Source organism: Vibrio bivalvicida (assembly GCF_001399455.2).
Taxonomy (GTDB): Bacteria; Pseudomonadota; Gammaproteobacteria; order Enterobacterales; family Vibrionaceae; genus Vibrio; species Vibrio bivalvicida.
Genome location: NZ_LLEI02000037.1, coordinates 1 through 25,976 on the forward strand (window position 1 = coordinate 1; position 25,976 = coordinate 25,976).

Here is a 25,976-nt window from a genome sequence, read left to right on the forward strand (position 1 = left end):
ACGTCTTTGGAGGATCGTTCAACCGATCATTTTAGGCTTAACTGATCGGCATTAGGCAATTAGCCTCGCTTTTCATTTAATGTCTGGAGGTTAAGCTTCCACTTTATTGACGTGGACATCCATTTGTGGGAACGGAATTTCAATACCTTCTTTATCTAAGCCTTCTTTGATAGCTTGCATCAAATCGAAGTAGACATTCCAGTAGTCTGCGGTTTTAACCCAAGGACGAACTACAAAATTCACTGAAGAGTCAGCTAGAGTATGCACGCCAACCTGTACCCCAGGCTCTTTAAGAATACGCTCGTCTGATTTACAGATTTTTGTAAGTAACTCTTTGGTCTTTTGCAAATCAGCACTGTACGAAACACCTATCATTAAATCGATTCGACGTGTTTCATGACGTGAGTAGTTCGTGATTGGGCTACCGATTACACTACCGTTAGGAACGACAACCATTTTATTATCTGGCGTGGTAAGAACAGTTTGGAAAATCTGGATTGAGTCTACCGAACCTGCTACACCGCCAATTTCCACATAGTCACCTGACTTAAACGGACGGAACGCAACGATAAGCACGCCAGCGGCAAAGTTAGATAGTGACCCCTGCAGAGCTAAACCTACCGCTAAGCCAGCCGCACCGATAACAGCAACGACAGAAGCGGTTTGAACACCTAAACGACCTAATGCTGCAATCAGAACAATAACAAATAGAAGGTAACGCACAAGGCCATGGATAAACTCGACAACCGCTTTATCCATCTTCTTCTTGTTTAAAACTTTAGCCACGCTGTTAGCGACCATTTTAACTAAGATGTTACCGACAAATAGAATCAGAATAGCGGAAATAATGTTCACACCATACTGAACAAAAAGATCGGAATTATTAGTCAACCACTGCTCGGCATGACCTAAACCATCAACTAAAGGAGTTTCAATCCCTGCTGATTCACCTGCCATAATTTATATCCTCTCAATAAAATGATTCTATGAACCAAACTGCTTTCAATTACTAATCAACAACGACATCCCTATACATTCACCGAAGCAATGTCAGCTTTTTGGCACGATATCTCATTTTTGACTATTCTCAAAGTTATGTTTTTGCAAACAGAGCAAAAACAAAAACTTATCATAAATCTCTGATATCGGCATATTACAGGTTACGCAACAAATCTCCGTTATGCCATAACTTTCACGTCTCAAGTAGATAGCTTTGGTAAATGACAGATATAAAAAAACCCGCTCTAAAAGCGGGTTCTTATTTAACTGAGTAAAGACGAATTATAGTACATCTACTGCGTTAAGGTCAGCGAATGCTTTCTCAAGACGAGCAACCATAGAAGCTTGACCAGCACGCAGCCATACGCGTGGATCGTAGTACTTCTTGTTTGGCGCATCTTCACCCGTTGGGTTACCGATTTGGCCTTGCAGGTAATCACGGTTTTCCGCTTCGTACGCACGGATACCATCCCATGTAGCCCACTGTGTATCAGTATCGATGTTCATTTTGATAACACCGTAGCCGATAGACTCTTGGATTTCTGCTTCAGTAGAACCAGAACCGCCGTGGAATACGAAGTTTAGAGCGTTAGGAGCAATACCGAACTTCTCTGCACAGTATGCTTGAGAGTCACGTAGGATAGTTGGAGTTAGTACAACGTTTCCTGGCTTGTAAACACCGTGTACGTTACCGAAAGATGCTGCGATAGTGAAACGTGGGCTAACAGCGCTTAGTTTCTCGTATGCGTATGCAACATCTTCTGGTGAAGTGTAAAGCTCAGATGCGTCCATATCAGAGTTATCTACGCCGTCTTCTTCACCACCAGTACAACCAAGTTCGATCTCGATTGTCATGTTCATTTTAGCCATGCGCTCTAGGTACTTAGCACATGTTTCGATGTTCTCTTCTAGAGACTCTTCAGAAAGGTCTAGCATGTGAGAAGAGAATAGCGGCTTACCAGTTTGAGCGAAGAACTCTTCACCAGCGTCTAGTAGACCGTCGATCCATGGAAGAAGTTTCTTAGCAGCGTGGTCAGTGTGTAGGATAACTGGAACACCGTAAGCTTCAGCTACAGCGTGAACGTATTTAGCACCAGCTACAGCACCAAGGATTTGAGCACCTTGACCTTCAAGTTTAACGCCTTTACCAGCGAAGAAAGCTGCACCGCCGTTAGAGAACTGAACAACAACAGGAGATTTAACTTTCGCTGCTGCTTCTAGTACTGCGTTTACAGAGTCAGTACCAACAACGTTTACTGCTGGAAGTGCAAATTTGTTCTCTTTTGCTACTTCAAATACTTTCTGTACGTCGTCGCCAGAGATAACACCTGGTTTTACGAAATCGAAGATCTTAGACATGGATTTAATCCTATTTATCTGTCGTTTTAAAAATAAAACTTGTTAAGTTTAAATTCTTGCAAACGTTTGCTCACAACTCGCGCTATTCTAGCAAAAAAGTGTGATGTGCAGCAAACAAGAAAGCGGGAGATTAACTCTCCCGCTTTCACTTAATTACTTAGCGCGCTCTTCAAGCATTGCTACCGCAGGAAGTACTTTACCTTCAACGAACTCAAGGAATGCACCACCACCAGTAGAGATGTATGATACGTCAGCTTTGATACCGAACTTGTCGATAGCTGCTAGCGTGTCACCACCACCTGCTACAGAGAAACCTGCAGATTCAGCGATTGCTTTAGAGATACCCGCTGTACCCGCTTCGAAGTTCTTGAATTCGAATACGCCTACAGGGCCGTTCCAAAGGATAGTTTTCGCGTTGCCGATGATTTCTGCTAGAGCTGCAGTTGAATCTGGACCTAGGTCGAAGATCATGTCGTCATCTTGAACTTCGGAAACGTGTTTAATTTCCGCTTCTGCGTTTTCATCAAATGCTTTTGCACATGCAACGTCAGTTGCTACTGGGATTGAACACTCTTTCATTAGTTTCTGAGCAGTTTCAACTAAGTCTGCTTCGTATAGAGACTTACCTACGTTGTGACCTTCAGCTGCGATGAACGTGTTTGCGATACCACCACCAACAACCAGTTGGTCAGCTACTTTCGATAGTGACTCTAGAACTGTTAGTTTAGTAGAAACTTTAGAACCACCAACGATAGCGACTAGTGGACGCTCTGGATTGTCCATTGCTTTACCTAGCGCTTCAAGTTCAGCAGCTAGTAGAGGACCAGCACACGCAACAGGTGCGTTCATACCAACACCGTGAGTAGACGCTTGTGCACGGTGAGCCGTACCGAATGCATCCATTACGAAGATGTCACATAGTGCAGCGTACTTCTTAGAAAGCTCTTCTTCGTTCTTCTTCTCGCCTTTGTTAAAGCGAACGTTCTCAAGCACAACTAGCTCACCTGTATTTAGCTCTAGGCCTTCTAGGTAATCTTTTGCTAGCTTAACTTCGCAATCTAACGCGTCGTTTAGGTAGTCAACAACTGGTTGTAGAGAGAACTCTTCTGCGTATTCACCTTCAGTCGGACGACCTAGGTGAGAAGTAACCATAACTTTCGCGCCTGCTTCTAGACAGTGCTTGATTGTTGGTAGAGATGCTAGGATACGTGCATCAGAAGTCACTTTGCCTTCTTTTACTGGTACGTTTAGGTCCGCACGGATAAATACGCGTTTACCTGCTAGATCCAGGTCAGTCATCTTGATTACAGACATGATGTGTCCTCTCAAATTTTAATAAGTAAAGTTTTCAGTAGCCCGGCAACCCTGCCAGACCTATTAATTCTTTAAGCGCTGTTGGTATAGTGGAGATGCTTAATATTTATTTCAAGGTTTAAAATAAACATTTCTCCCAGCTTCTGCTTTACAACTTATTCAGCAGATTGCATTGCGAGCGCAGTGTCCAACATACGATTCGCAAAGCCCCATTCGTTATCACACCACACGAGCATTTTTACTAAGTGCCCGTTACTAACTCGAGTCTGTGTACCATCGACAATCGCGCTATGGGGATCGTGATTAAAGTCGATAGAAACGAGCGGCGCTTCAGTATAGTCAACAATGCCCTGTAATGTACACTGAGATACGTTAACAATGGTTTGATTTACGTCATTAACTTTCACATTCGTATTAATTGTGACACTTAAATCCATCGCGGTGACGTTAACTGTCGGTACTCGGACTGAGATTGCCTCAAATTTGTTAGAAAATTTCGGGAATATTCTTTCAATACCTTTATGCAACTTAGTGTCCACCGGGATAATCGACTGGCTTGCTGCTCTGGTACGCCTTAGATCCGTATGGTAGGCGTCAATCACTTGCTGATCATTCATTGACGAGTGAATAGTGGTAATCGTACCAGACTCGATTTCAAACGCATCATCAAGCGCTTTAATGATCGGCACAATACAGTTAGTGGTACAGGAACCATTCGAGACAACGTTATGCTCTGCCTTTAGCGTCTGGTGGTTGACTCCATAGATAATGGTATTATCGAGATCATTCGCGCCTGGATGCGAAAACAACACTTTCTTCGCACCTGCTTTGATATGTTCCTGTCCATCAGCTTGGCTACCAAACACACCTGTGCAGTCAAGAACTAAGTCAACCTCAAGATCGCGCCAAGGCAAAAGTTCAATATCACTCAGATGCAGAATACGAATTGAGTCAAACTCTCCCGTCCCTTGATAAGGGACGTCATGATGGATATAGATATGCTCTTGGTCATTAGTTACTCTCTTACCAAACCGACCATGGCTCGTATCATATTGAAGCAAATGAGCCATAGCGTCAGGTTGCGCCAGCTCATTGACCGCAACGACCTTAATTTGCTGGTTTTTACCACTCTCATAGACTGCCCGTAAAACATTACGGCCAATACGCCCAAACCCGTTGATCGCAACTTTCAGCATAACTCCATCGCCCTACATCATTTTCGTGTCACAAATACTACCTGATAGCTTTATAAATCGCATCTAGTTCATCGTATCGGCTAAAAACAAAAAAGCCGAGTCACAAGGACCCGGCTTTCAAAGCAATTAACAATTAAGCTAGAAGCTCTTTCGCTGTGTTGACTACGTTTTCTGTAGTGAAACCAAACATCTTGAATAGCTCGCCTGCTGGTGCAGATTCACCGAATGTTGTCATACCGATGATTTTACCGCCGAAGCCAACGTACTTGTACCAGAAGTCAGCAATGCCAGCTTCTACTGCGATACGAGCCGTTACTTCAGATGGTAGTACTGCTTCACGGTATTCAGCGTCTTGCTTGTCGAATGCATCTGTTGATGGCATTGAAACAACGCGTACTTGCTTGCCTTCAGCCGTTAGTTGCGCTGCTGCTTCTACTGCTAACTCAACCTCTGAACCTGTTGCGATAAGGATAAGCTCTGGCTGGCCTGCACAATCTTTCAGGATGTAGCCACCCTTAGCGATGTTAGCCACTTGATCTTCGCTACGCGCTTGCTGTGCAAGGTTTTGACGAGAGAAGATTAGAGAAGTCGGGCCATCTTTACGCTCAATTGCTAATTTCCATGCCACTGCCGACTCTACTTGGTCACATGGACGCCATGTGCTCATGTTTGGCGTTAGACGTAGAGATGCCATTTGCTCAACTGGTTGGTGAGTTGGACCATCTTCGCCTAGGCCGATAGAGTCGTGCGTGTAAACTTGGATGTTCTGAACCTTCATCAGAGCAGCCATACGCATTGCGTTACGTGCGTATTCCATGAACATTAGGAAAGTTGCACCGTATGATACAAAACCACCATGCAGAGCAATACCGTTCATGATTGCTGTCATACCGAACTCACGCACACCATAGTGGATGTAGTTACCAGAAGCATCTTCTGCAGATACTGACTTAGAACCAGACCACATGGTTAGGTTAGAAGGCGCAAGGTCAGCAGAGCCGCCTAGGAATTCTGGTAGCATAGCACCGAACGCTTCTAGAGCATTTTGCGACGCTTTACGTGATGCAATATTGGCTGGGTTCGCTTGAAGATCAGCAATGATTGCGTTTGCTTTCTCTTCCCACTGTGCTGGTAGGTCGCCGTTTAAACGACGCTTAAGCTCTGCTGCTTCAACTGGGTAAGCTGCCGCGTATGCATCGAATTTAGCATTCCACGCAGCTTCCTTAGCTGCACCTGCTTCTTTTGCATCCCACTGTGTATATACATCAGCAGGGATTTCAAATGGACCGTATTCCCAACCAAGCTCTTTACGTGTTGCTGCAATTTCTTCAGCGCCTAGTGGTGCACCGTGACAGTCATGTGAACCAGACTTATTAGGCGAACCAAAACCGATCACTGTTTTAGTACAGATTAGCGTTGGTCGAGGATCTGCTTTCGCTGCAATAATTGCTGCGTTAATCGCTTCTGGATCATGACCGTCTACTGCTGGGATCACGTGCCAGCCGTAAGCTTCAAAACGCTTAGGTGTATCGTCAGAGAACCAACCTTCAACTTCACCATCGATTGAGATGCCGTTGTCATCCCAGAACGCGATAAGTTTACCAAGACCTAGTGTACCTGCCAGTGAACATGCTTCATGAGAGATACCTTCCATCAGACAGCCGTCACCCATGAATGCATAAGTGAAGTGGTCAACGATGTCGTGGCCTTCTTTGTTGAACTGTGCTGCAAGGGTCTTCTCAGCCAGCGCCATACCTACAGCGTTAGTGATACCCTGGCCTAGTGGCCCAGTTGTTGTTTCGATACCTGGTGCGTAACCGTACTCTGGGTGACCTGGAGTCTTAGAGTGCAGCTGACGGAAGTTTTTCAAATCGTCGATAGACAGCTCGTAACCCGCTAGGTGCAGTAGTGAGTATATAAGCATAGAACCGTGGCCGTTTGATAGTACGAAACGGTCGCGGTCAGCCCACTCTGGGTTTGCCGGGTTATGGTTTAGATGTGAGCGCCAAAGAACTTCAGCGATATCAGCCATACCCATAGGTGCACCTGGGTGGCCAGAGTTTGCTTGTTGTACACCGTCCATACTTAGCGCACGGATTGCATTAGCGAGATGTTGACGAGAAGACATGTCAGCTCCTGAATGGATTAAGCGAATCAAAATAAAATGGGCGATAATTCTCTCAAAGCACCACCAGCACTGCAATCGTTTTCCAAGACAAAAGCTCACAAATTTCTTAGCTTTCGCAGCAAATCGACAAAAGTTACTAATATTTCGTACAGTTAAAGCAAACGTTTGGTTTTATCAAATAGCAAAAAAGAGCTTGTAATCCGAGCGTTCAAAACTAAAATAGACGTCTAGATGTAGATACACCTACAGATATCAAGATTATTTATTAGTGTTCCACGATTGATAACGGAGCACTCTCTAAAAATTAAAAGTGGAGCTCACATGGCTAAGCACCTGTTTACTTCTGAGTCTGTTTCAGAAGGTCATCCAGATAAAATCGCAGACCAAATCTCTGATGCAGTTCTAGACGCAATCATCGAGCAAGACCCAAAAGCACGTGTTGCGTGTGAAACTTACGTAAAAACCGGCATGGTGATGGTTGGTGGCGAAATCACGACATCAGCATGGGTAGATATCGAAGAGCTAACTCGTCAAACTGTTCGTGAAATTGGTTACGTTCACTCTGATATGGGTTTCGATGCTGACTCTTGTGCTGTTTTAAACACCATCGGTAAGCAGTCTCCAGACATCAACCAAGGTGTTGATAAAGCAGACCCTAAAGAGCAAGGTGCTGGTGACCAAGGCATCATGTTCGGTTACGCAACTAACGAAACTGACATCCTAATGCCAGCACCGATTACCTACTCACACCTTCTTGTACAAAAGCAAGCTGAAGTACGTAAAAACGGTACACTGCCATGGTTACGCCCTGACGCTAAATCTCAGGTAACCTTCCAGTACGATCAAGGTAAGATTGTTGGCATTGATGCTGTGGTTCTTTCTACACAGCACTGTGATTCAATCTCTACACCAGCCCTGCGTGAAGCGGTAATGGAAGAGATCATCAAACCTGTACTGCCTTCTGAGTGGATCAACAAAGAGACAAACTTCTTCATCAACCCAACTGGTCGCTTCGTCATCGGCGGTCCTATGGGTGACTGTGGTCTAACAGGTCGTAAGATCATTGTTGATACTTACGGTGGTGCAGCCCGTCACGGCGGCGGTGCTTTCTCTGGTAAAGATCCATCAAAAGTTGACCGCAGCGCAGCATACGCAGCGCGTTACGTAGCTAAGAACATTGTTGCTGCAGGCCTAGCAGATCGTTGTGAAATTCAACTTTCTTATGCTATCGGTGTGGCAGATCCAACCTCTATCATGGTTGAAACCTTCGGTACTGAGAAAGTATCGCAAGACATTATCGTTGAAGCAGTACGTCAACACTTCGATCTTCGCCCATACGGTCTGCAAGAGATGTTGAACTTACTTCAGCCTATCTACAAAAAGACAGCTGCATACGGTCACTTTGGTCGCGAAGAGTTCCCTTGGGAAGCAACAGACAAAGCAGCACTACTACGTGAGTTTGCTGGTCTGAAATAATCTTGCATTGCTCGAACAAACAGTTAAAGAACGTCTGGTTTACCAGACGTTCTTTTTTTGTACGCAAAAAAACATCAAGAAATTTGTATTTTTTTGCCATGGGGTCAATAGTTAAAAATATGTTAACGGACAAAATCACTCATCGATTTCGCTTCGTAAACAGTTTAACTGATGCGCCGCTTACATCAACGACGTCGCCAAGCCGGGCATCGAGTTCCATTCACTGCTGCTTAACTAGCACAGTGTAGGTAGAGAATCGATCAAGGAGGGCGTATGCCTCGTACGGTTAACTCAGACGACTTCAAAGATAAACAAAAGCAGGTCCCAGATTCAGAATACGCCCGCACTGTTCAGTGCAATCAGGTCAGTATTTCAGCTCCATTCCACTGGCTTGCACTCGGTTTGCATGACTTCGTCCGCATGCCTCTGATCAGTGCTTTTTACGGTTTGTGCTTCATGGCCGCCGCAATTGGCATCGTTTTACTTGTCCAATGGCAAGGCACCCACTTAGTGGTGATGCCAAGTCTTGTGGTTTACATGCTGATTGGTCCTTTCCTTGCTCTCGGGCTCTATGATGCAAGTTGGGAGAGAGAAAGAGGCCACAATGCTAGCCTGTTACACTCAATGAAGGCAATCAGCCGTAACTCTACCTCGCAATGGGCGTTTGCGGTGTTACTGGCGGTGTGTATGATTTTTTGGATGAGAATTGCTGCACTGCTTCATGCGCTTTATCCATCGGTGCAAGGTGCACCACTGACTGACTTCATGCCATTTCTAGTGATAGGTTCTTTAGTTGGCTTAATTCTAGCTTGCGTGGTATTTAGCATTTCTGCCTTCTCTATTCCACTAATGATGGAGCGCCGCGTCGATATGATGACTGCGGTATTCTCAAGCTTTAACGCCGTAAAGTCGAATATCCCGGCAATGATTGTGTGGGCAGCATTGATATGCGGCGGTATATTAGTGGGCTTTGCAACTTACGGAATTGGTATGCTGTTTACCATGCCAATTCTCGGCTACGGTACGTGGCACGCTTATCACGAGACAATCAAGAAAAAACATCTCCCATAACTCGCACTATCATATGAACCAAGATATGATTCGCCCCTAGCTTTAGGGGCGTTTTTATTGGAGTCGATGTTGGATTTAGAACTAGAGTACCGTGCAAAGAAGGTAATGGCTGACTGTATTCAAGTGGCATCCCTAGCCTTTAACCGTCCATTCTCTATTCCTCACCTCAACTTCAAACTACGTGGAAAAGCAGCAGGTAAAGCCTACCTTCAACTTAATCAAATTCGCCTCAACCCTGTACTATTCAGGGAAAATAAGCTGGCTTTTTTAGCAGAAGTTATCCCTCATGAAGTAGCCCATTTGATCACTTACCAAGTCTATGGTCGTGTTAGACCACATGGGAAAGAGTGGCAAGGCGTGATGGAAGCCGTCTTTAAAGTGCCTGCAAAAACAACCCACAGCTTCGAAGTCACTTCCGTACAAGGGAAAACCTTTGAATATCTTTGCGCTTGTACGACCTATCCCCTTTCTATCCGACGCCATAATAAAGTACTGCGAAATCAAGCCAGTTACCGCTGCCAGCAGTGCCACCAGCCGTTAAGCTTTACTGGCAAGCAACTATCGTAAGTAACTAATATCTCGCTAATCACAGCAAGATTTGCGTGTTAAACTGTAGTTATTACTACTTTTCTAACACTTAATCATGAAAACTTCTCTGCGGGTATCGGTTATCGCACTGCTATCTAGTGCATTTGTACACGCCGCGCCCCCTTCATCTTTTTCAAAAACCAAAAAAGAAGCGGTAAAAATCTACGCCGACCATCCGACCAGTTTTTACTGTGGTTGTGACATCAATTGGCAGGGCCGTAAAGGAACACCTGATCTTGCCTCATGTGGCTATCAAGTGCGTAAGCAGCAAAAACGTGCCTCTCGCATAGAATGGGAGCATGTGGTACCAGCTTGGCAGTTTGGTCATCAACGCCAGTGTTGGCAAGCGGGTGGACGTAAAAACTGTTCAAGAAAAGACAAAACCTTTCGCCTGATGGAGGCCGATCTGCACAACCTCACCCCAGCTATTGGTGAAGTGAACGGCGACCGTTCCAACTACAACTTCAGTCAATGGAACGGCATTGATGGTGTCAGTTACGGACGCTGCGAGATGCAGGTCAATTTCAAGCAACGTAAGGTAATGCCGCCAGACCGTGCCAAAGGCTCAATAGCTCGTACCTACCTCTATATGAGCCAAGAGTATGGATTCCGCTTGTCTAAGCAACAAAGCCAACTTATGAACGCTTGGAATAAACAGTTTCCCGTTGATGGGTGGGAATGTGAACGAGAACAACGAATCTTCAAAATCCAAGGTAATCACAATCCATTTGTTTGCCAAGCTTGCCAAGCGCACTAAACTCTCCCCGTGTAATGAAATTGAGAGTTTCCAGTAATTAATTGGAAACTCTCGCTGCCCCTTGTTTTTTCACCTTAAAGCATCCATGTTAGAGGTTATCTCAAAACCTCTTGCTGGAAATCGAAACACAATGCGAATCCCACGAATTTACCACCCAGAAGCCATTAATCAGCTAGGCCCTCTCATGCTAAACGATGATGCTGCAGGCCACATTGGCCGTGTATTGCGCATGAAAGAGGGACAAGAAGTACTGCTGTTTGACGGCAGTGGTGCGGAATTCCCAGCAGAGATCATTAACGTATCAAAGAAAACCGTAGAAGTTGAGCTAAAAGAGCGTGTTGAACGCAGCTCCGAGTCTCCACTTGACCTTCACCTTGGTCAGGTTATTTCACGTGGCGACAAAATGGAGTTTACGATTCAAAAATCCGTTGAGCTTGGTGTCAACACAATTACTCCTCTCATTTCGGAGCGTTGTGGCGTAAAGCTTGACCAAAAGCGCTTTGAGAAGAAGCTCGCCCAGTGGCAAAAAATAGCCATTAGTGCTTGTGAGCAATGTGGACGCAATACAATTCCGGTTATTCGTCCAATTATGCAACTTGAAGAGTGGTGCGGCGAAGAGTATGACGGATTAAAGCTCAACCTTCATCCACGCGCAAAATATTCGATCAACACGCTACCAACACCTGTGAATAAAGTGCGCTTGCTGATAGGTCCTGAAGGTGGGCTGTCGGCAGAAGAAATCAGCATGACTGAAAACTACAAATTTGAAGAGACACTACTTGGCCCACGCGTGCTGCGTACCGAGACAGCAGCTCTCACGGCAATTACAGCCTTGCAAGTTCGTTTTGGCGATCTTGGTTAAACGGAGAAAACACATGATCAAATTAGGTATCGTAATGGACCCGATCTCGTCCATTAACATCAAAAAAGACTCTAGCTTTGCCATGATGCTTGAAGCGCAGCGCCGCGGCTATGAAATCCACTACATGGAAATGAACGACCTACATCTAGATCAAGGTGTAGCAATCGCAGATACCAAAGTCGTTGAGCTAAAAGAAGACCCAAACGGTTGGTATCAGTTTAAGTCAGAGCAAACAATCGAACTGTCTGAGCTAGATGCCGTTTTGATGCGTAAAGATCCTCCGTTTGATACTGAGTACATCTACGCAACCTACATCTTAGAGCGTGCTGAAGAACAAGGTACATTGATCGTCAACAAACCTCAGAGCCTGCGTGACTGCAATGAAAAGCTATTCACGGCTTGGTTCCCAGAGCTAACTCCGACAACGATTGTTACACGCAAAGCAGATAAGATTAAAGCTTTCCGCGACGAGTATGGTGATGTGATCCTGAAACCGCTTGACGGTATGGGTGGTGCTTCTATCTTCCGCGTTAAAGAGAACGATCCTAATGTTTCAGTGATCATTGAAACCTTGACCAATCACGGTCAAAACTATGCAATGGCGCAGACTTTCGTCCCTGATATCAGCAATGGCGACAAGCGCATTCTCGTTGTTGACGGTGAAGCAATGCCTTACTGCTTAGCGCGAATTCCAGCCAAAGGCGAGACTCGCGGTAACTTAGCTGCAGGTGGCACAGGTGAAGCTCGACCACTTAGTGAAACAGATAAAAAGATCGCTGAGGCTGTAGCGCCTACACTTAAAGAAAAAGGACTGATCTTTGTTGGTCTCGACGTTATTGGTGACAAGCTGACAGAAATCAATGTAACAAGCCCGACATGTATTCGTGAAATCGAGGCTGCATTTGATGTGTCAATTACAGGCAAGCTAATGGATGCCATCGAGCGTCGACTACAAGCCTAATCATATTTGGGCAACGCTATTGGTTGCCCTCCTTTTGTAAGTGGGAGTCTTTATGAATCTAACCAACCATTTTTTAGTGGCAATGCCCGGGATGAAAGATCCCTATTTCCAGCGCAGTGTTATCTATGTGTGTGAGCACAATGAAGATGGCGCGATGGGTTTAATGATTAATGCTCCGATCGATATCACCATCGGTAAGATGTTAGAAAAAGTCGATGTCGAACCTACTCACCCTAAACTTGTTACCGAAAGCTTAGATAAACCCGTGCTCAATGGCGGTCCTGTTTCAGAAGATCGTGGCTTTATACTTCATCAACCGAAAGATGAGTACGAATCTAGTATCAAGATGACCGAAAACATCTCTGTCACAACATCCAAAGATATTCTCGGTGTATTAGGAACAGAAGCTGAGCCCAATCATTATATCGTTGCTCTCGGGTATTCAGGCTGGGAAGCGGGTCAGTTAGAAATCGAACTATCAGAGAATTCTTGGCTCACCGTAGAAGCAGACCCAAATGTGATGTTCGATACACCAATCAATGAACGTTGGCAAAAAGCAGTGCAGATGCTTGGTATCGATGCTTCGCAGCTCTCAAGTGATATCGGCCACGCATAACCAGAAAGATTAAACACTATGTCTCAAACTATTATGGCTTTTGATTTTGGCACCAAAAGTATCGGCAGTGCTATTGGTCAAGAGATCACTGGTACGGCTTCACCATTAAAAGCATTCAAAGCTAACGATGGCATTCCAAATTGGGATGATATTGAAAAACAGATCAAAGAGTGGCAACCCAATTTGCTGGTTGTTGGCTTACCCACTGATCTGTATGGCAAAGATTTAGAAACCATTACACCTAGAGCAAAGAAATTTGCTAACCGTCTGCATGGCCGATTTGGTCTACCTGTAGAGCTCCATGATGAAAGGCTTTCTACAACGGAAGCACGCGCAGATCTATTCGAAATGGGTGGCTATAAAGCCTTGAGCAAAGGCAATGTTGATTGCCAATCTGCGGTAGTCATTTTAGAAAGTTGGTTTGAAGCGCAATACGGCGACTAGCGAGCAGCAACATAATAAAAGGGGTGATGTGCAAACATTGCCCCTTTTTATTTCAATCAGTTAAATCGTCATCCTCAAGAGTGAGGGACGACCAAGTTGGGAATCTCTTACAGCGAGTAAAAAACTGTTAAAGGCCTACGTCACTCTATGGAGTGGTACTGTAGATTTACAAGACATACTCCAAACATGAAGAGGATGTTAGTCCATATCAATCTTAACGCCACTGAGTGAACCGGAGCTAGACACATCACCACGTTGTGTTTTAAGCATTAGGCGTAAATCATTGGCAGAGTCTGCACTGTGCATCGCATCTTCTTCGCTGATCTTGTCATCGATAACCAATTGATAAAGTGCCTGGTCAAAGGTTTGCATCCCAGCTTGCTTCGATTTAGCCATGGTCTCTTTCAGTTCATGCAGATCGCCTCGGCGAATCAGATCCGATACGCGCGGACTGTTAAGTAAGATTTCAAATACCCCATGACGTCCCTGCCCACTCTTATCTCGAATCAACTGTTGACCAATCACGCCGCGCAAATTCATCGATAGATCAAATAGGAACTGCTCTTTTTGCTCTTTAGGAACTAAGTGAAGAATACGTTCTAGCGCTTGATTAGCATTGTTAGCATGCAATGTCGCCATACAAAGGTGGCCCGTTTCAGCAAAGGTCATCGCATATTCCATTGTCTCGCTGGTGCGAATTTCACCAATCAAGATCATATCCGGAGCTTGGCGTAATGAGTTTTTCAATGCCACTTCATAACTTTCAGTATCGAGCCCCACCTCTCGCTGAGTGACAATACAGCTCTGATGCTCGTGTACAAACTCAATTGGATCTTCCACGGTCAGGATATGGCCCGTGCGGTGGCTATTGCGATACCCCGTCATCGCGGCCATTGTGGTCGATTTACCAGAGCCCGTCGCGCCAACCACCAACACTAAACCACGCTTGGCGATCGATAGGTCTTGCAATACATCAGGTAATTTCAGTTCGTCAAAAGTAGGAATCTTGGTTTCTATACGGCGAATTACAGCACCTGGAAGTTCTCGTTGGTAAAAGGCTGAAACACGGAATCGACCAAAATGACGTACAATGGCAAAGTTGGCTTCTTTGCTGGTATGAAACTCATGTTGACGATCATGATCCATCATCGCTTCCAGTAAAGAACCTACTACTGCATGAGAGAGCTTCTCTCCATGAGCGCGCAACTCACCATCGACCCGATACAAAATAGGCGCGCCGACTGTGATATAAAGATCAGATGCTTTGTGATCGTTCATCTGCTGCAAAAATACATCAATATCCATAACTCTATACCACCTACTTAGAACATCGACGTTTCTAGTTCGATTTTCTTCGCGACTTCTTCTTGATCAACTAAACCTTTCGCAATTAACTGCTTGGCATTTTGCTCCATGGTTTGCATGCCATGCGCTGCGCCAGTTTGAATCACTGAGACCATCTGGGCCACTTTATCTTCGCGGATCAAGTTACGAATCGCAGGAGTTGCCATCATGATCTCATGACAAGCGGTACGTCCGCCTCCAATGCGTTTAAGTAACTTCTGGGCAATGACCGCACGTAGCGACTCGGACAGCATAGAGCGCACCATATCTTTATCACTACCCGGAAACACATCAATAATGCGGTCGATGGTTTTAGCTGCTGAGCTAGTATGCAGGGTACCAAAAACCAGATGCCCAGTTTCGGCAGCGGTAAGCGCTAAGCTGATCGTCTCTTGGTCACGTAACTCCCCGACTAAGATCACGTCTGGATCTTCACGCAGAGCACTACGCAGTGCATTGTTAAAGCTATGGGTATCTCGATGAACTTCACGCTGGTTGATCAAACACTTATTGTTGCTGTGAACAAACTCGATCGGATCCTCGATCGTCAGAATATGCTTGTTGTGGTTGCGGTTAATATGATCAACCATCGCCGCCAGAGTGGTTGATTTACCAGAGCCTGTAGGGCCAGTCACCAATACCAAGCCTTTTTCCATATTGGCGATGTTTTCGAATATTTGCGGGGCTGACAATTGTTCTAAGGTCGGAATCTCGGTTGGAATGGTCCGAAACACTGCCGCGCAGCCACGTGCTTGGTTAAATGCATTAACACGGAAGCGACCAACATTAGGCAGCTCAAACGAAAAATCAACTTCAAGGCGCTCTTCAAACTCACTGCGTTGACCGTCATTCATAATTTCGAATACTAAACGATGCACGTCAGCATGATTAAAAGCGGGCACGCCAAGCTTTCTTACTTCACCATCTATCCGTACCATTGGAGATACTCCGGCAGAAAGATGTAGATCTGAAGCATTATGCTTTACACTAAAATCCAGTAATTCGGCGATATCCATTTAAAATCCTTAAGTAAAATCTGCTATGACTAGTATTCAACAAAACATTGAACAGATCACCTCACAGATTGAGGGCGCACAACAAAAGTGTGGACGCGGTCGAGACACAGTGCAACTTCTGGCCGTAAGTAAAACTAAGCCAGTCGAGGCAATTTTAGAGGCAGCTCAAGCTGGGCAAGTCTCTTTTGGCGAGAATTACGTGCAAGAAGGTGCTAACAAAGTCGCTTATTTTGCCGAGAATTATCCACAGCTAGCGCTTGAATGGCACTTTATCGGCCCAATTCAGTCCAATAAATCGCGTCATGTTGCTGAAAACTTTGCTTGGGTACACACCGTTGAACGAGCCAAAATTGCTAGGCGACTCAATGAGCAAAGGCCAGCTAACATGGCGCCTATTCAAGTGTTAATTCAAATCAACACCAGTGGCGAAGACTCTAAATCAGGCATCAATGATGATGAAATCTTTGAGCTGGCAGAGTTGATTTCTACTCTTCCCAACCTCACTTTAAGAGGATTGATGTCAATCCCTGCCAATATCTCTGATTATGCATCACAGCTTGCAGCATTTAAGCAACTAGCAGCACTGAAAGATAAACTTGCAGCGCGCCTCCCAGACCAAAACATTGATACGTTATCAATGGGTATGAGCGGCGATATGCAAGCAGCGATTGAGGCTGGCAGTACTATGGTACGTATCGGAACAGCGATATTTGGCGCACGAGATTACAGTAACAAAGCGTAAGCAGTTCACAAGGATCACAACAGCAATGGAACACAAAAAGATTGCCTTTATTGGCGCAGGAAACATGGTTAAAGCCATAGTGTCGGGCTTAGTAGCCGATGGTTATCCAGCGGAGTTGATTACTGCCACCGCACCATCAGAGACTCGCCGACTGCCATTAGAGCAAGAGTTTGGCATTGGCACGACTAATGACAACCTTGCGGCAGCTCAGCAAGCCGACGTTGTAGTACTATCGGTAAAACCACAGATGATGGAAGAAGTGTGTAAACCACTGCAAGACATCGACTGGTCACAAAAGCTGGTTATTTCCATTGCTGCTGGTATTCAAAGTGCACGTTTTGACCAAATGCTTGATTGCGAGCTTAACCTTGTACGCGTGATGCCAAACACACCTTCGCAACTCGGGCTAGGTATGAGTGGCCTATATGCTCCGGCAAAGGTTTTACAGCAAGATAAAGACTTCGCCGCAGCGCTGATGAAATCATGCGGCAAAGTATGCTGGGTTGAGCAAGAATCCGGCATCAACAATATTATTGCCGCAGCTGGCAGCGCACCTGCCTACTTCTTCCTATTTATGGAAGCAATGCAAGCAGAAGCCATCGCTCAAGGTTTTGACAAACAGACCGCTCGACAACTGGTACAGCAGTCAGCGCTTGGTGCTGCCAGTATGGTTGAAGGCAATCCAGATATAGAGCTTTCAACCCTGCGTGAGAATGTGACTTCTAAAGGTGGTACTACCGCCGAAGCACTGCGAACATTCAACCAACACCAACTTTCAGATATAGTAGCCAAAGCGATGCAAGCGGCGGTTTCACGCGCTGAAGAGATGGAAAAACTATTTTAAATGACCAGAGCAATAGGCTCTAGATAATAAGGGTAACCTATGAATTCAATGAGTTTTCTGATTTCCACCCTGTTTGATCTCTACATCATGGTGGTGATCTTACGTATGTGGTTACAAGCTGCCCGTGCAGACTTTTACAACCCGTTTTCGCAATTTATCGTTAAAGCAACTCAGCCAGTGATTGCACCGCTACGTCGTGTGGTTCCATCTGTCGGCAGCATTGATTTAGCCACTCTGCTATTTGCTTACGTGCTATGTGTTGTTAAATTTGTCGCGCTAATTTTGGTTGCCTCAAATGGTTCGGTATCCTTCAGTGCTGACTTCCTGTTCTTAGGTTTGCTTTCTTTGGCTAAAGCCGCTGGCGGTTTATTATTCTGGGTGCTATTGATCCGAGCAATTCTAAGCTGGGTCAGCCAAGGTCGTAGCCCAATTGAGTACGTTTTCCACCAATTAACCGAGCCTATGCTGGCACCGATTCGTCGTATTATTCCTGCAATGGGTGGCTTTGACCTAAGCGTACTAGTGCTATTCATTGCGCTACAATTTGCCAACTTCTTGATGGGTGACCTGATCGGCCCTATCTGGTTCCAACTATAATGTCACAAGCAGCTTGGTTTGATGGTGAAGACCTTGTTATTCGGCTCTATATTCAGCCGAAAGCAAGTCGAGATAAGATAGTAGGTCAACACGGCGAGGAGCTGAAAATAGCGATTACAGCGCCTCCTGTCGATGGTAAAGCCAACGCTCATCTGAGTAAGTATCTCGCCAAGCAATTTAAGGTGGCAAAGGGATTAATAACAATAGAAAAAGGCGAGCTGGGCAGACATAAACAAGTCCGAATCAGCTCTCCGTCCCAAATACCTAACGAGATAGAAGCCATCCTATGATGGCTTTTTATTTGTGTTCCTGTAGAGCACACGCCCAATACTAAGGAAGCATTATGAAACAATGGATCACTCTTATTCTTGCTACAGCCCTAGCCCTACCTGCATGGGCCGGTCAGTTTAAAACCATCAAAGATGTTGAAGTGCATTATTCAGCCTTTAACTCAACATTTTTAACCCCTCAAGTCGCGCGCAGCTACAAACTCAAGCGTAACGGTTACTCAGCGATTCTCAATATAAGCGTGTTAGATAACTCTCAAGTGGGCAAACCTGCGATCACCGCAGAGCTTTCTGGCAGCGCGAAAAACCTGATTGGTCAAACGCGCGAACTCAGCTTCCGCGAAGTGAAAGAAGGCAGTGCTATTTACTATCTTGCTGAGTTTCCAATCTCAGACGAAGAGCAACTCACCTTCAACATTGACGTTAGCGCTGGTAATAAAGGCGCAGGCGCATTAAAGTTCACCCAAAAATTTTATGTCGAAGAATAGAAATCGACAGTCGAGAAATAGATAAGGCGATACGATGAAAAGCAATAAGATTGTTCTAGCGACCGGTAACCAAGGCAAAGTTCGCGAAATGGCAGATTTACTGTCTAACTTTGGTTTTGATGTTGTTGCTCAAAGCGAGTTCAATGTGTCTGAAGTAGCGGAGACCGGAACAACATTCATTGAAAACGCTATCATCAAAGCGCGTCATGCTGCTAAAGAAACTGGGCTTGCCGCTATCGCCGATGATTCCGGTCTTGAAGTCGACTTTCTAAAAGGTGCACCAGGTATCTACTCAGCTCGTTATGCAGGCGAAGACGCAAGCGATCAGCAGAACCTAGAAAAACTGCTTCAAGCAATGAAAGATGTCCCAGAAGAACAACGCAGTGCTCGCTTTCATTGCGTACTAGTACTGATGCGTCATGAAAACGACCCAACACCGATCGTCTGTCACGGCAAATGGGAAGGCCGTATCTTAACTCAAGCACATGGCGAGAACGGTTTTGGTTACGATCCTGTGTTCTTTGTCCCTGAAGATAATTGCGCTTCGGCAGAGCTAGAACCTGCACGTAAAAAGCAGCTTTCGCACCGCGGAAAAGCATTGAAACAGCTTTTTGCAACGCTATCTGAACAAGCGGTCTAGGTCTTCTTTTTCACCACTATGAATCAGTTAATTCCACCAGCACTGAGCCTTTATGTACACATCCCGTGGTGTGTACAAAAGTGCCCTTATTGCGACTTTAACTCGCACGCGCTCAAAGCAGATATTCCAGAACAAGAGTACATTGCTGCCCTACTACAGGATTTAGATGCAGATATTGAGCGCTACCAGATTGCAGACAATCAGCGCCAACTACGCTCGATTTTTATTGGTGGCGGAACACCAAGTCTGATTTCAGCACAAGGGATCACAGATCTGCTACGAGGTATCGAAGCGCGAATCCCATTCAAATCAGACATCGAAATCACCATGGAAGCCAACCCCGGTACCATAGAAGCAGAACGGTTCGCAGGTTACCAAAAAGCGGGAGTGACTCGAATATCTGTTGGTGTACAGAGTTTTGAGCAGCAAAAACTGGAAAGACTTGGGCGCATCCACGGTCAAGATGAAGCGGTAAATGCTGCTAAACTTGCCCACAAAATTGGCCTTAATAGCTTTAACCTCGATCTTATGCATGGCTTACCGGATCAGTCTGTTGATCAAGCTCTAAGCGACCTAGAAAAGGCTATCGAACTCGCTCCCCCGCACTTGTCTTGGTATCAGCTCACTATCGAGCCAAACACCATGTTCTACTACAAGCAGCCAACTTTGCCTGACGACGATGATTTGTGGGATATCTTCGAGTTAGGACATAAAAAGTTAGCTGATGCAGGCTATGTGCAGTATGAGATTTCTGGCTACAGCAAGCCTGGTTATCAATGTCAGCATAATCTCAATTACTGGCGTTTCGGTGACTATCTAGGCATTGGTTGTGGCTCGCACGGTAAGATAAGCTTTGCTGATGGTCGCATTGTACGTACTGCCAAGATTAAGCACCCTAAAGGCTATCTTGCCGCTTACGACAATATGGTTAAGCCTTATCTCAACAGCGAACAAGAAGTCGCTTTTGCAGATCGTCCTTTCGAGTTCTTTATGAACCGCTTCCGCCTAATAGAAGCGTGCCCTAAGCAAGACTTCTTAGATACTACAGGGCTAGGCTTTTCAGCAATTCAAGAGACCATAGATTGGGCTATTGAGATGGGTTATATCGACGAGAGTGAAACCCACTGGCAAATCACCGAGAAAGGTAAACTGTTCCTCAATGACTTGCTAGAAGCGTTTATGGTTGAAGAGTAGAGCGTAAATGGGAGGCGGGAACGGACTTCGTCCTCTGGAGGGCGGGAGAATTTGCAGGGTTGGCGTTTTGAGTCAACCCTTTGTTTTTGTCATCCTCAAGAACGAGGAACGAGTGCATTGGAGATATCTTGAAGCGAATAGAAATCTTAATGAGATTCCCTATTCGCTCCTTCGTCACTCTATGGAATGACCGATTAATAGCACGGAGTTCCTTTCGAAGGGTGCAGCCCGTTCTCGGAGCAAAGTGTTCCTCAAATCTCTAAAAAATCGATCGCCCAATACGCTCCGCCAGTAACTCTAGCGCTTTAGTGCCAGCCAACGAATTGCCCGATGGATCTAGTTCTGGCGACCAAACAGCAATCGTCATTTCACCCGGTACAACAGCCATAATACCGCCACCAACACCCGACTTGCCTGGCATACCCACTCGGTAGGCAAACTCACCTGCACCATCGTATAGACCACAAGTCGCGAGCAAAGCATTAAGCTGCTTAGTTTGCGTTGGTGTAATCACAGGCTTTCCTGTCTGAACTGAACTCCCTTTGTTAGCTAAGTAGCTAAAGGTTTTTGCCAAATCGACACAGCTCATCTTGAGTGCACACGCATGGAAATAGTTGTTTAGAACTGGGATGACTTCATTTTCAAAGTTACCAAACGAGCGCATTAGGTAGGCAATTGCCGCATTGCGATCGCTGTGCATCATCTCTGAAGCAGCCACAACCTTGTCATAACAAATATGAGTATCACCCGATAGCTGACGAACAAACTCTAATAAACGCTGGCGAGGAGCCGACAAGCGACTATTAAGCAAATCCGCGACAACAATAGCTCCGGCATTGATAAACGGATTGCGCGGAATGCCCTGCTCCATTTCAAGCTGAATAAGAGAGTTAAATGCTTGCCCTGAAGGCTCTTTACCAACACGAGCCCAAATCTCTTCAGGTTGATACAAACACATCGCTAGCGTCAGGCTAAGCGCTTTGGAGATTGATTGAATCGAAAATGCTTCATCAGCATCGCCCGCTTTGATCACTTCACCCTGATTGGTAAAAACAGCAATACCAAACTTTGAAGCTGGTACTTTCGCCAAGGCGGGGATGTAGTTAGCAACCTGACCTTGCCCGATAAGTGGGCGAACCTCTTCCAGAATTTCTTGTAATATTTGTTGTGTCGGCTTCATCAGCAACCTTAAAAATCAATCAGTTATTATTTTTCTTGTAGGGTCAAAAAAGCCAACATAGACATGTTGGCTTTTAAATTCTGTTCGATGCGTTGCACTCGTCTTCAGAAAGCAGTCATTGCATTCGTTTTAGCTATTTTACGCGCTTAAACTTAATATCCCAAACGCCGTGACCTAAACGGTGACCACGTGCTTCAAATTTTGTTAACGGGCGCTCATCTGGACGAGGAACAAAATCACCGTCTTGCGCAATGTTTTCAAAACCAGGTGCTTGGTTCATCACTTCAATCATATGCTCTGCGTAGTTCTCCCAGTCCGTCGCCATGTGGAAGATACCCGCACCTTCGATAAGCTTCTGGCGCACCATCTCAGCGAAGTCTAGCTGAACGATACGACGCTTATGGTGGCGCTTTTTGTGCCATGGGTCTGGAAAGAACAGCTGTAGAGTCGCTAGGCTGCTATCAGGGATCATATGAGCGAACACTTCAACTGCATCATGACACATAACGCGTAGATTCGTCACCCCTGCATCACGTGCATCTGATAGACATGCACCAACACCAGGACTATGCACTTCGATACCGATAAAGTTCTTTTCAGGTGCATTCTTCGCCATTTCTACTAACGATGCACCCATGCCGAAACCAATTTCTAGAACGACTGGGTTGTCATTACCAAATACTTCTTTCCAATCAAGAAGCTGTTCTTGATAATCAATACCCATAGTCGGCCAACACTCATTCATCGCGTTTTCTTGACCCTTGGTCAAACGACCTTCGCGTCGAACAAAGCTGCGAACTTTGCGTATCAGTTTACCGTCTTCGTTGTATTCGTTAGTGGTCACTTCACTCATGATATTGCCTGTTTAAAAATTGGTCTCGCCTCAAAGGGATTGTGATTATCCAAAGAATTGCTATTGGTGCAAGTTTTTTAGCGAAATTCCGCTTAGTTCGCTTATACCCTTACTCTTTATCGGTTGTACTTTACCCGCATTCTATGATGCAATTTTATCTAATTACACAACAATATTGAGCATATCGTGACCCCTTTTGCCAGTGCCATCCTTGAGTGGTACGAAAATTATGGACGCAAAAGCCTACCTTGGCAGCAAGATAAAACTGCCTACAGCGTGTGGCTGTCAGAAATTATGTTGCAGCAAACTCAGGTTGCGACTGTAATTCCCTATTATCAACGCTTTCTGGAGCGTTTTCCGACCGTTGTCGATCTTGCCAATGCTGAACAAGATGAAGTTCTCCACCTCTGGACCGGCTTAGGCTATTACGCTCGCGCTAGGAACCTACACAAAGCCGCCAAAATTGTCGCGCAAGAACATGATGGCCAGTTTCCATTAGATATCGAGCAGATGAATGCACTGCCGGGAATCGGCCGCTCTACCGCTGCTGCCGTCTTGTCATCGGTGTACAAACAGCCTCATGCTATTTTAGACGGTAACGTCAAAAGAACCCTTGCGCGAAATTTTGCCGTCGAAGGCTGGCCTGGGCAAAAGAAGGTCGAAAACCAACTTTGGCAGTACGCTGAAGAACATACACCGGATGTCGATGTCGACAAGTATAACCAAGCCATGATGGACATGGGGGCAATGGTCTGCACTCGCAGTAAACCTAAGTGTACTTTATGTCCTGTCGAATCTTATTGCATGGCGAACAAACAAGGTAACCCGCTCGATTATCCGGGCAAAAAGCCCAAGAAAGACAAGCCAGTAAAAGAAACTTGGTTTGTAATGCTGCACCACCAAGGGAAAGTTTGGCTAGAACAGCGCCCTCAGTCAGGTATTTGGGGTGGTTTGTTCTGCTTCCCTGAAAACCCAGATGCAGCTCTTGAACATCAGCTTGATATTCGTGGAGTATCAGCAACCATGATTAAGCAACAGGCTCAACTGATTGCTTTTCGCCATACCTTTAGCCATTACCACCTCGATATCACACCAATTTTGGTAGACCTATCAAAGCAACCTAATGTGGTAATGGAAGCAAGCAAAGGTCTTTGGTATAACTTATCCCAACCTGAAGAGATTGGTTTAGCTGCTCCTGTAAAACAGTTACTGGAAAGCCTGCCATTTGAACTTCAATGCTAATTATTGTTAAGGAGTCGTTATGAGCCGCACTGTATTTTGTGCTCGACTACAAAAAGAAGCCGATGGATTAGATTTTCAGCTCTATCCGGGTGAGCTAGGCAAACGTATTTTTGATAACATTTCAAAGCAAGCTTGGGCTGAGTGGCAACACAAGCAAACCATGCTAATCAATGAAAAGAAACTGAATATGATGGATCCTGAACACCGAAAGTTGATCGAAACTGAAATGGTCAACTTCCTGTTTGAAGGAAAAGACGTTCATATCGAAGGCTACACTCCACCAAGCGAGTAAATATAAGCCAAGGTTGAACAGAAAATGACATCATTGCCCGCAATGATGTCATTTTTTTAGGAGATTTATGAGAAAGTTAGCGTACTTTTTAATTGCAATGACACTGACAGGCTGTAGCCGTGAGTTTGTTGAAAACCTTTATGATGTCAACTACGAACCCACCAACAGATTTGCTAAGAATTTAGCCCAATTGCCGGGTCAATTTCAGAAAGATACCGCCGCACTCGACGCACTAATCAGCAGCTTTTCGGGGAATATCGAAAAACGCTGGGGACGAGGCGAGATCAAATTTGCGGGTAAAAGCAATTACGTAAAGTATATCGACAACTATCTTAGTCGCTCAGAAGTTAACTTTGACAAAGGTTTAATCACTATAGAAACCGTCTCTCCTACCGATCCGAAAAAACACCTTAGAAAAGCGATTGTCACTACCCTGCTAACGCCTGATGATCCAGCTAACGTCGATCTTTTCTCCTCTAAAGAAATTAAGCTTGAAGGTCAGCCATTTCTATACCAACAAGTAGTCGATCAAGATAACAAAGCCATTCAATGGTCATGGCGTGCTAACCGTTTCGCTGACTACCTCATCGCGAATGAGCTCAAAGTGAAGAATGTCGACTTTAAAAAAGCCTATTACGTCGAAATTCCCATGGTTGAAGAGCAATTTGAGATTCGCAGTTACAAATACGCGGATATTGTTCAGCGCTCTTCACGCAAATATGGCATCCCAGAAGATCTTATATACGCCATTATCAAAACCGAAAGTAGCTTTAATCCCTATGCCGTCAGTTGGGCGAACGCTTATGGTTTAATGCAGGTCGTGCCTAAAACGGCGGGTAAAGACGTCTTCAAACTGGTGAAGAAAAAGTCCGGACAACCCTCACCTGAGTATTTGTTTAACCCAGAAAACAATATCGATACTGGTACCGCCTACTTCTATATTCTGAAAAATCGTTACCTGAAAGATGTTAATCACCCTCTCTCATTAGAATACAGTATGATTTCAGCCTACAACGGAGGCACGGGTGGTGTGCTCAACACCTTCAACCGTAGCGATCGAAAACGTGCCATGCGCGATCTCAACTCACTACAGCCAAATCAAGTTTATTGGGCATTAACCAAAAAACACCCCAATGCCGAAGCGCGTCGTTATCTTGAAAAAGTTACCAAATTCAAAAAGGATTTTAACTCTGGTAAAACATAATCACTAAAAACGCCTAAATAATCGGCACTCAACCACTTTTTTGAATTTTTTTCTAAAAACAAGTTGACGACAAGACCGAAAATCCGTTTAATAGCGCTCCGTTGCCCGGATAGCTCAGTCGGTAGAGCAGAGGATTGAAAATCCTCGTGTCGGTGGTTCGATTCCGCCTCCGGGCACCACAATTTGATTGTTGGTGTCTAAGACATCAATAAGTAGCAAGATGAATATTAGTGTGCCGACTTAGCTCAGTAGGTAGAGCAACTGACTTGTAATCAGTAGGTC

At 45.2% G+C, this 25,976-nt stretch carries 27 protein-coding genes and 1 tRNA gene; 19 read left to right on the plus strand and 9 right to left on the minus strand.

Translation table 11 applies throughout. From position 1 onward, the window contains the following. Window positions 1-90: 90 nt before the first annotated feature. From mscS to tkt, 5 genes are all read right to left on the minus strand, one after another. Window positions 91-957, minus strand: coding sequence for a small-conductance mechanosensitive channel MscS (gene mscS / locus APB76_RS13810; RefSeq protein WP_054963564.1), 867 nt, complete (start codon window positions 955-957; stop codon window positions 91-93). A gap of 324 nt (window positions 958-1,281) precedes the next feature. Then, entirely contained in the window at window positions 1,282-2,358 is a 1,077-nt protein-coding gene (gene fbaA / locus APB76_RS13815; protein WP_049845540.1) for a class II fructose-bisphosphate aldolase, read from the minus strand. 153 nt (window positions 2,359-2,511) lie between these two features. Beyond that, window positions 2,512-3,672 carry a phosphoglycerate kinase gene (locus APB76_RS13820; RefSeq protein ID WP_054963565.1) on the minus strand — a complete coding sequence of 387 codons (1,161 nt, stop codon included), beginning with the start codon at window positions 3,670-3,672 and terminating at the stop codon, window positions 2,512-2,514. 155 nt (window positions 3,673-3,827) lie between these two features. After that, the gene (epd, locus tag APB76_RS13825; RefSeq protein WP_049845538.1) at window positions 3,828-4,868 is read right to left on the minus strand and encodes an erythrose-4-phosphate dehydrogenase; all 1,041 of its coding nucleotides are present in this window, start codon (window positions 4,866-4,868) and stop codon (window positions 3,828-3,830) included. Window positions 4,869-5,001: 133 nt separating this feature from the next. Next, the gene (gene tkt / locus APB76_RS13830; RefSeq protein WP_054963566.1) at window positions 5,002-6,996 is read right to left on the minus strand and encodes a transketolase; all 1,995 of its coding nucleotides are present in this window, start codon (window positions 6,994-6,996) and stop codon (window positions 5,002-5,004) included. A gap of 321 nt (window positions 6,997-7,317) precedes the next feature. Here tkt and metK point away from each other — a divergent pair, with 321 nt between their 5' ends. The 8 genes from metK (at window position 7,318) to ruvX (ending at window position 13,771) form a co-directional block, all read left to right on the plus strand. After that, on the plus strand, window positions 7,318-8,472 hold the full coding sequence (gene metK, locus APB76_RS13840; protein WP_054963567.1) for a methionine adenosyltransferase: 1,155 nt from the start codon (window positions 7,318-7,320) through the stop codon (window positions 8,470-8,472). A gap of 273 nt (window positions 8,473-8,745) precedes the next feature. After that, on the plus strand, window positions 8,746-9,543 hold the full coding sequence (locus tag APB76_RS13845) for a DUF2189 domain-containing protein (RefSeq protein WP_054963568.1): 798 nt from the start codon (window positions 8,746-8,748) through the stop codon (window positions 9,541-9,543). A gap of 69 nt (window positions 9,544-9,612) precedes the next feature. Then, complete coding sequence (locus tag APB76_RS13850) at window positions 9,613-10,110, plus strand: SprT family zinc-dependent metalloprotease (RefSeq protein WP_054963576.1); 498 nt, start codon at window positions 9,613-9,615, stop codon at window positions 10,108-10,110. Window positions 10,111-10,186: 76 nt separating this feature from the next. Beyond that, window positions 10,187-10,888 carry an endonuclease gene (locus APB76_RS13855; protein WP_054963569.1) on the plus strand — a complete coding sequence of 234 codons (702 nt, stop codon included), beginning with the start codon at window positions 10,187-10,189 and terminating at the stop codon, window positions 10,886-10,888. 130 nt (window positions 10,889-11,018) lie between these two features. Continuing rightward, the gene (rsmE, locus tag APB76_RS13860; protein ID WP_054963577.1) at window positions 11,019-11,750 is read left to right on the plus strand and encodes a 16S rRNA (uracil(1498)-N(3))-methyltransferase; all 732 of its coding nucleotides are present in this window, start codon (window positions 11,019-11,021) and stop codon (window positions 11,748-11,750) included. Between the two features lie 13 nt (window positions 11,751-11,763). Then, window positions 11,764-12,711 carry a glutathione synthase gene (gene gshB / locus APB76_RS13865; RefSeq protein ID WP_049845531.1) on the plus strand — a complete coding sequence of 316 codons (948 nt, stop codon included), beginning with the start codon at window positions 11,764-11,766 and terminating at the stop codon, window positions 12,709-12,711. 52 nt (window positions 12,712-12,763) lie between these two features. Further along, window positions 12,764-13,327 carry a YqgE/AlgH family protein gene (locus APB76_RS13870; RefSeq protein WP_049845530.1) on the plus strand — a complete coding sequence of 188 codons (564 nt, stop codon included), beginning with the start codon at window positions 12,764-12,766 and terminating at the stop codon, window positions 13,325-13,327. 18 nt (window positions 13,328-13,345) lie between these two features. After that, window positions 13,346-13,771: a Holliday junction resolvase RuvX gene (ruvX, locus tag APB76_RS13875; RefSeq protein ID WP_049845529.1), complete on the plus strand. Its 426-nt coding sequence runs from the start codon at window positions 13,346-13,348 to the stop codon at window positions 13,769-13,771. A 198-nt stretch (window positions 13,772-13,969) separates the two neighbouring features. Here ruvX and APB76_RS13880 read toward each other — a convergent pair whose 3' ends face one another. After that, window positions 13,970-15,076, minus strand: coding sequence for a PilT/PilU family type 4a pilus ATPase (locus tag APB76_RS13880; RefSeq protein ID WP_054963570.1), 1,107 nt, complete (start codon window positions 15,074-15,076; stop codon window positions 13,970-13,972). A 17-nt stretch (window positions 15,077-15,093) separates the two neighbouring features. After that, window positions 15,094-16,131, minus strand: a complete 1,038-nt coding sequence (locus tag APB76_RS13885; protein ID WP_049845527.1) for a type IV pilus twitching motility protein PilT — start codon at window positions 16,129-16,131, stop codon at window positions 15,094-15,096. Window positions 16,132-16,156: 25 nt separating this feature from the next. Here APB76_RS13885 and APB76_RS13890 point away from each other — a divergent pair, with 25 nt between their 5' ends. From APB76_RS13890 to hemW, 7 genes are read left to right on the plus strand one after another with little or no spacing between them, the layout of a single operon-like run. Further along, entirely contained in the window at window positions 16,157-16,873 is a 717-nt protein-coding gene (locus APB76_RS13890; RefSeq protein WP_049845526.1) for a YggS family pyridoxal phosphate-dependent enzyme, read from the plus strand. A 25-nt stretch (window positions 16,874-16,898) separates the two neighbouring features. Further along, complete coding sequence (proC, locus tag APB76_RS13895) at window positions 16,899-17,717, plus strand: pyrroline-5-carboxylate reductase (protein ID WP_049845525.1); 819 nt, start codon at window positions 16,899-16,901, stop codon at window positions 17,715-17,717. A 39-nt stretch (window positions 17,718-17,756) separates the two neighbouring features. Further along, window positions 17,757-18,314 carry a YggT family protein gene (locus APB76_RS13900; protein ID WP_049845524.1) on the plus strand — a complete coding sequence of 186 codons (558 nt, stop codon included), beginning with the start codon at window positions 17,757-17,759 and terminating at the stop codon, window positions 18,312-18,314. Beyond that, window positions 18,314-18,604, plus strand: a complete 291-nt coding sequence (gene yggU / locus APB76_RS13905) for a DUF167 family protein YggU (RefSeq protein WP_004742508.1) — start codon at window positions 18,314-18,316, stop codon at window positions 18,602-18,604. The genes APB76_RS13900 and yggU overlap by 1 nt, the downstream gene beginning before the upstream one ends. A 53-nt stretch (window positions 18,605-18,657) precedes the next feature. Beyond that, window positions 18,658-19,089: a DUF4426 domain-containing protein gene (locus APB76_RS13910; protein WP_004742507.1), complete on the plus strand. Its 432-nt coding sequence runs from the start codon at window positions 18,658-18,660 to the stop codon at window positions 19,087-19,089. Between the two features lie 34 nt (window positions 19,090-19,123). Next, a complete protein-coding gene (locus tag APB76_RS13915; protein ID WP_054963571.1) occupies window positions 19,124-19,729 on the plus strand; it encodes an XTP/dITP diphosphatase in 606 nt (201 codons plus the stop codon). A gap of 18 nt (window positions 19,730-19,747) precedes the next feature. After that, complete coding sequence (gene hemW / locus APB76_RS13920; RefSeq protein WP_054963572.1) at window positions 19,748-20,923, plus strand: radical SAM family heme chaperone HemW; 1,176 nt, start codon at window positions 19,748-19,750, stop codon at window positions 20,921-20,923. 259 nt (window positions 20,924-21,182) lie between these two features. Here hemW and glsB read toward each other — a convergent pair whose 3' ends face one another. Both glsB and trmB read right to left on the minus strand, forming a co-directional pair. Beyond that, on the minus strand, window positions 21,183-22,103 hold the full coding sequence (gene glsB, locus APB76_RS13925) for a glutaminase B (protein ID WP_054963573.1): 921 nt from the start codon (window positions 22,101-22,103) through the stop codon (window positions 21,183-21,185). A gap of 133 nt (window positions 22,104-22,236) precedes the next feature. Beyond that, on the minus strand, window positions 22,237-22,956 hold the full coding sequence (gene trmB, locus APB76_RS13930; protein ID WP_049845519.1) for a tRNA (guanosine(46)-N7)-methyltransferase TrmB: 720 nt from the start codon (window positions 22,954-22,956) through the stop codon (window positions 22,237-22,239). Window positions 22,957-23,142: 186 nt separating this feature from the next. Here trmB and mutY point away from each other — a divergent pair, with 186 nt between their 5' ends. From mutY to APB76_RS13950, 4 genes are all read left to right on the plus strand, one after another. Beyond that, window positions 23,143-24,198 carry an A/G-specific adenine glycosylase gene (gene mutY / locus APB76_RS13935; RefSeq protein WP_054963574.1) on the plus strand — a complete coding sequence of 352 codons (1,056 nt, stop codon included), beginning with the start codon at window positions 23,143-23,145 and terminating at the stop codon, window positions 24,196-24,198. A gap of 19 nt (window positions 24,199-24,217) precedes the next feature. Then, window positions 24,218-24,490, plus strand: a complete 273-nt coding sequence (locus APB76_RS13940; RefSeq protein WP_004742501.1) for an oxidative damage protection protein — start codon at window positions 24,218-24,220, stop codon at window positions 24,488-24,490. Between the two features lie 67 nt (window positions 24,491-24,557). After that, a complete protein-coding gene (mltC, locus tag APB76_RS13945) occupies window positions 24,558-25,694 on the plus strand; it encodes a membrane-bound lytic murein transglycosylase MltC (RefSeq protein ID WP_054963575.1) in 1,137 nt (378 codons plus the stop codon). 103 nt (window positions 25,695-25,797) lie between these two features. Continuing rightward, a tRNA-Phe gene (locus APB76_RS13950) sits at window positions 25,798-25,873 on the plus strand. Window positions 25,874-25,976 lie beyond the last annotated feature (103 nt).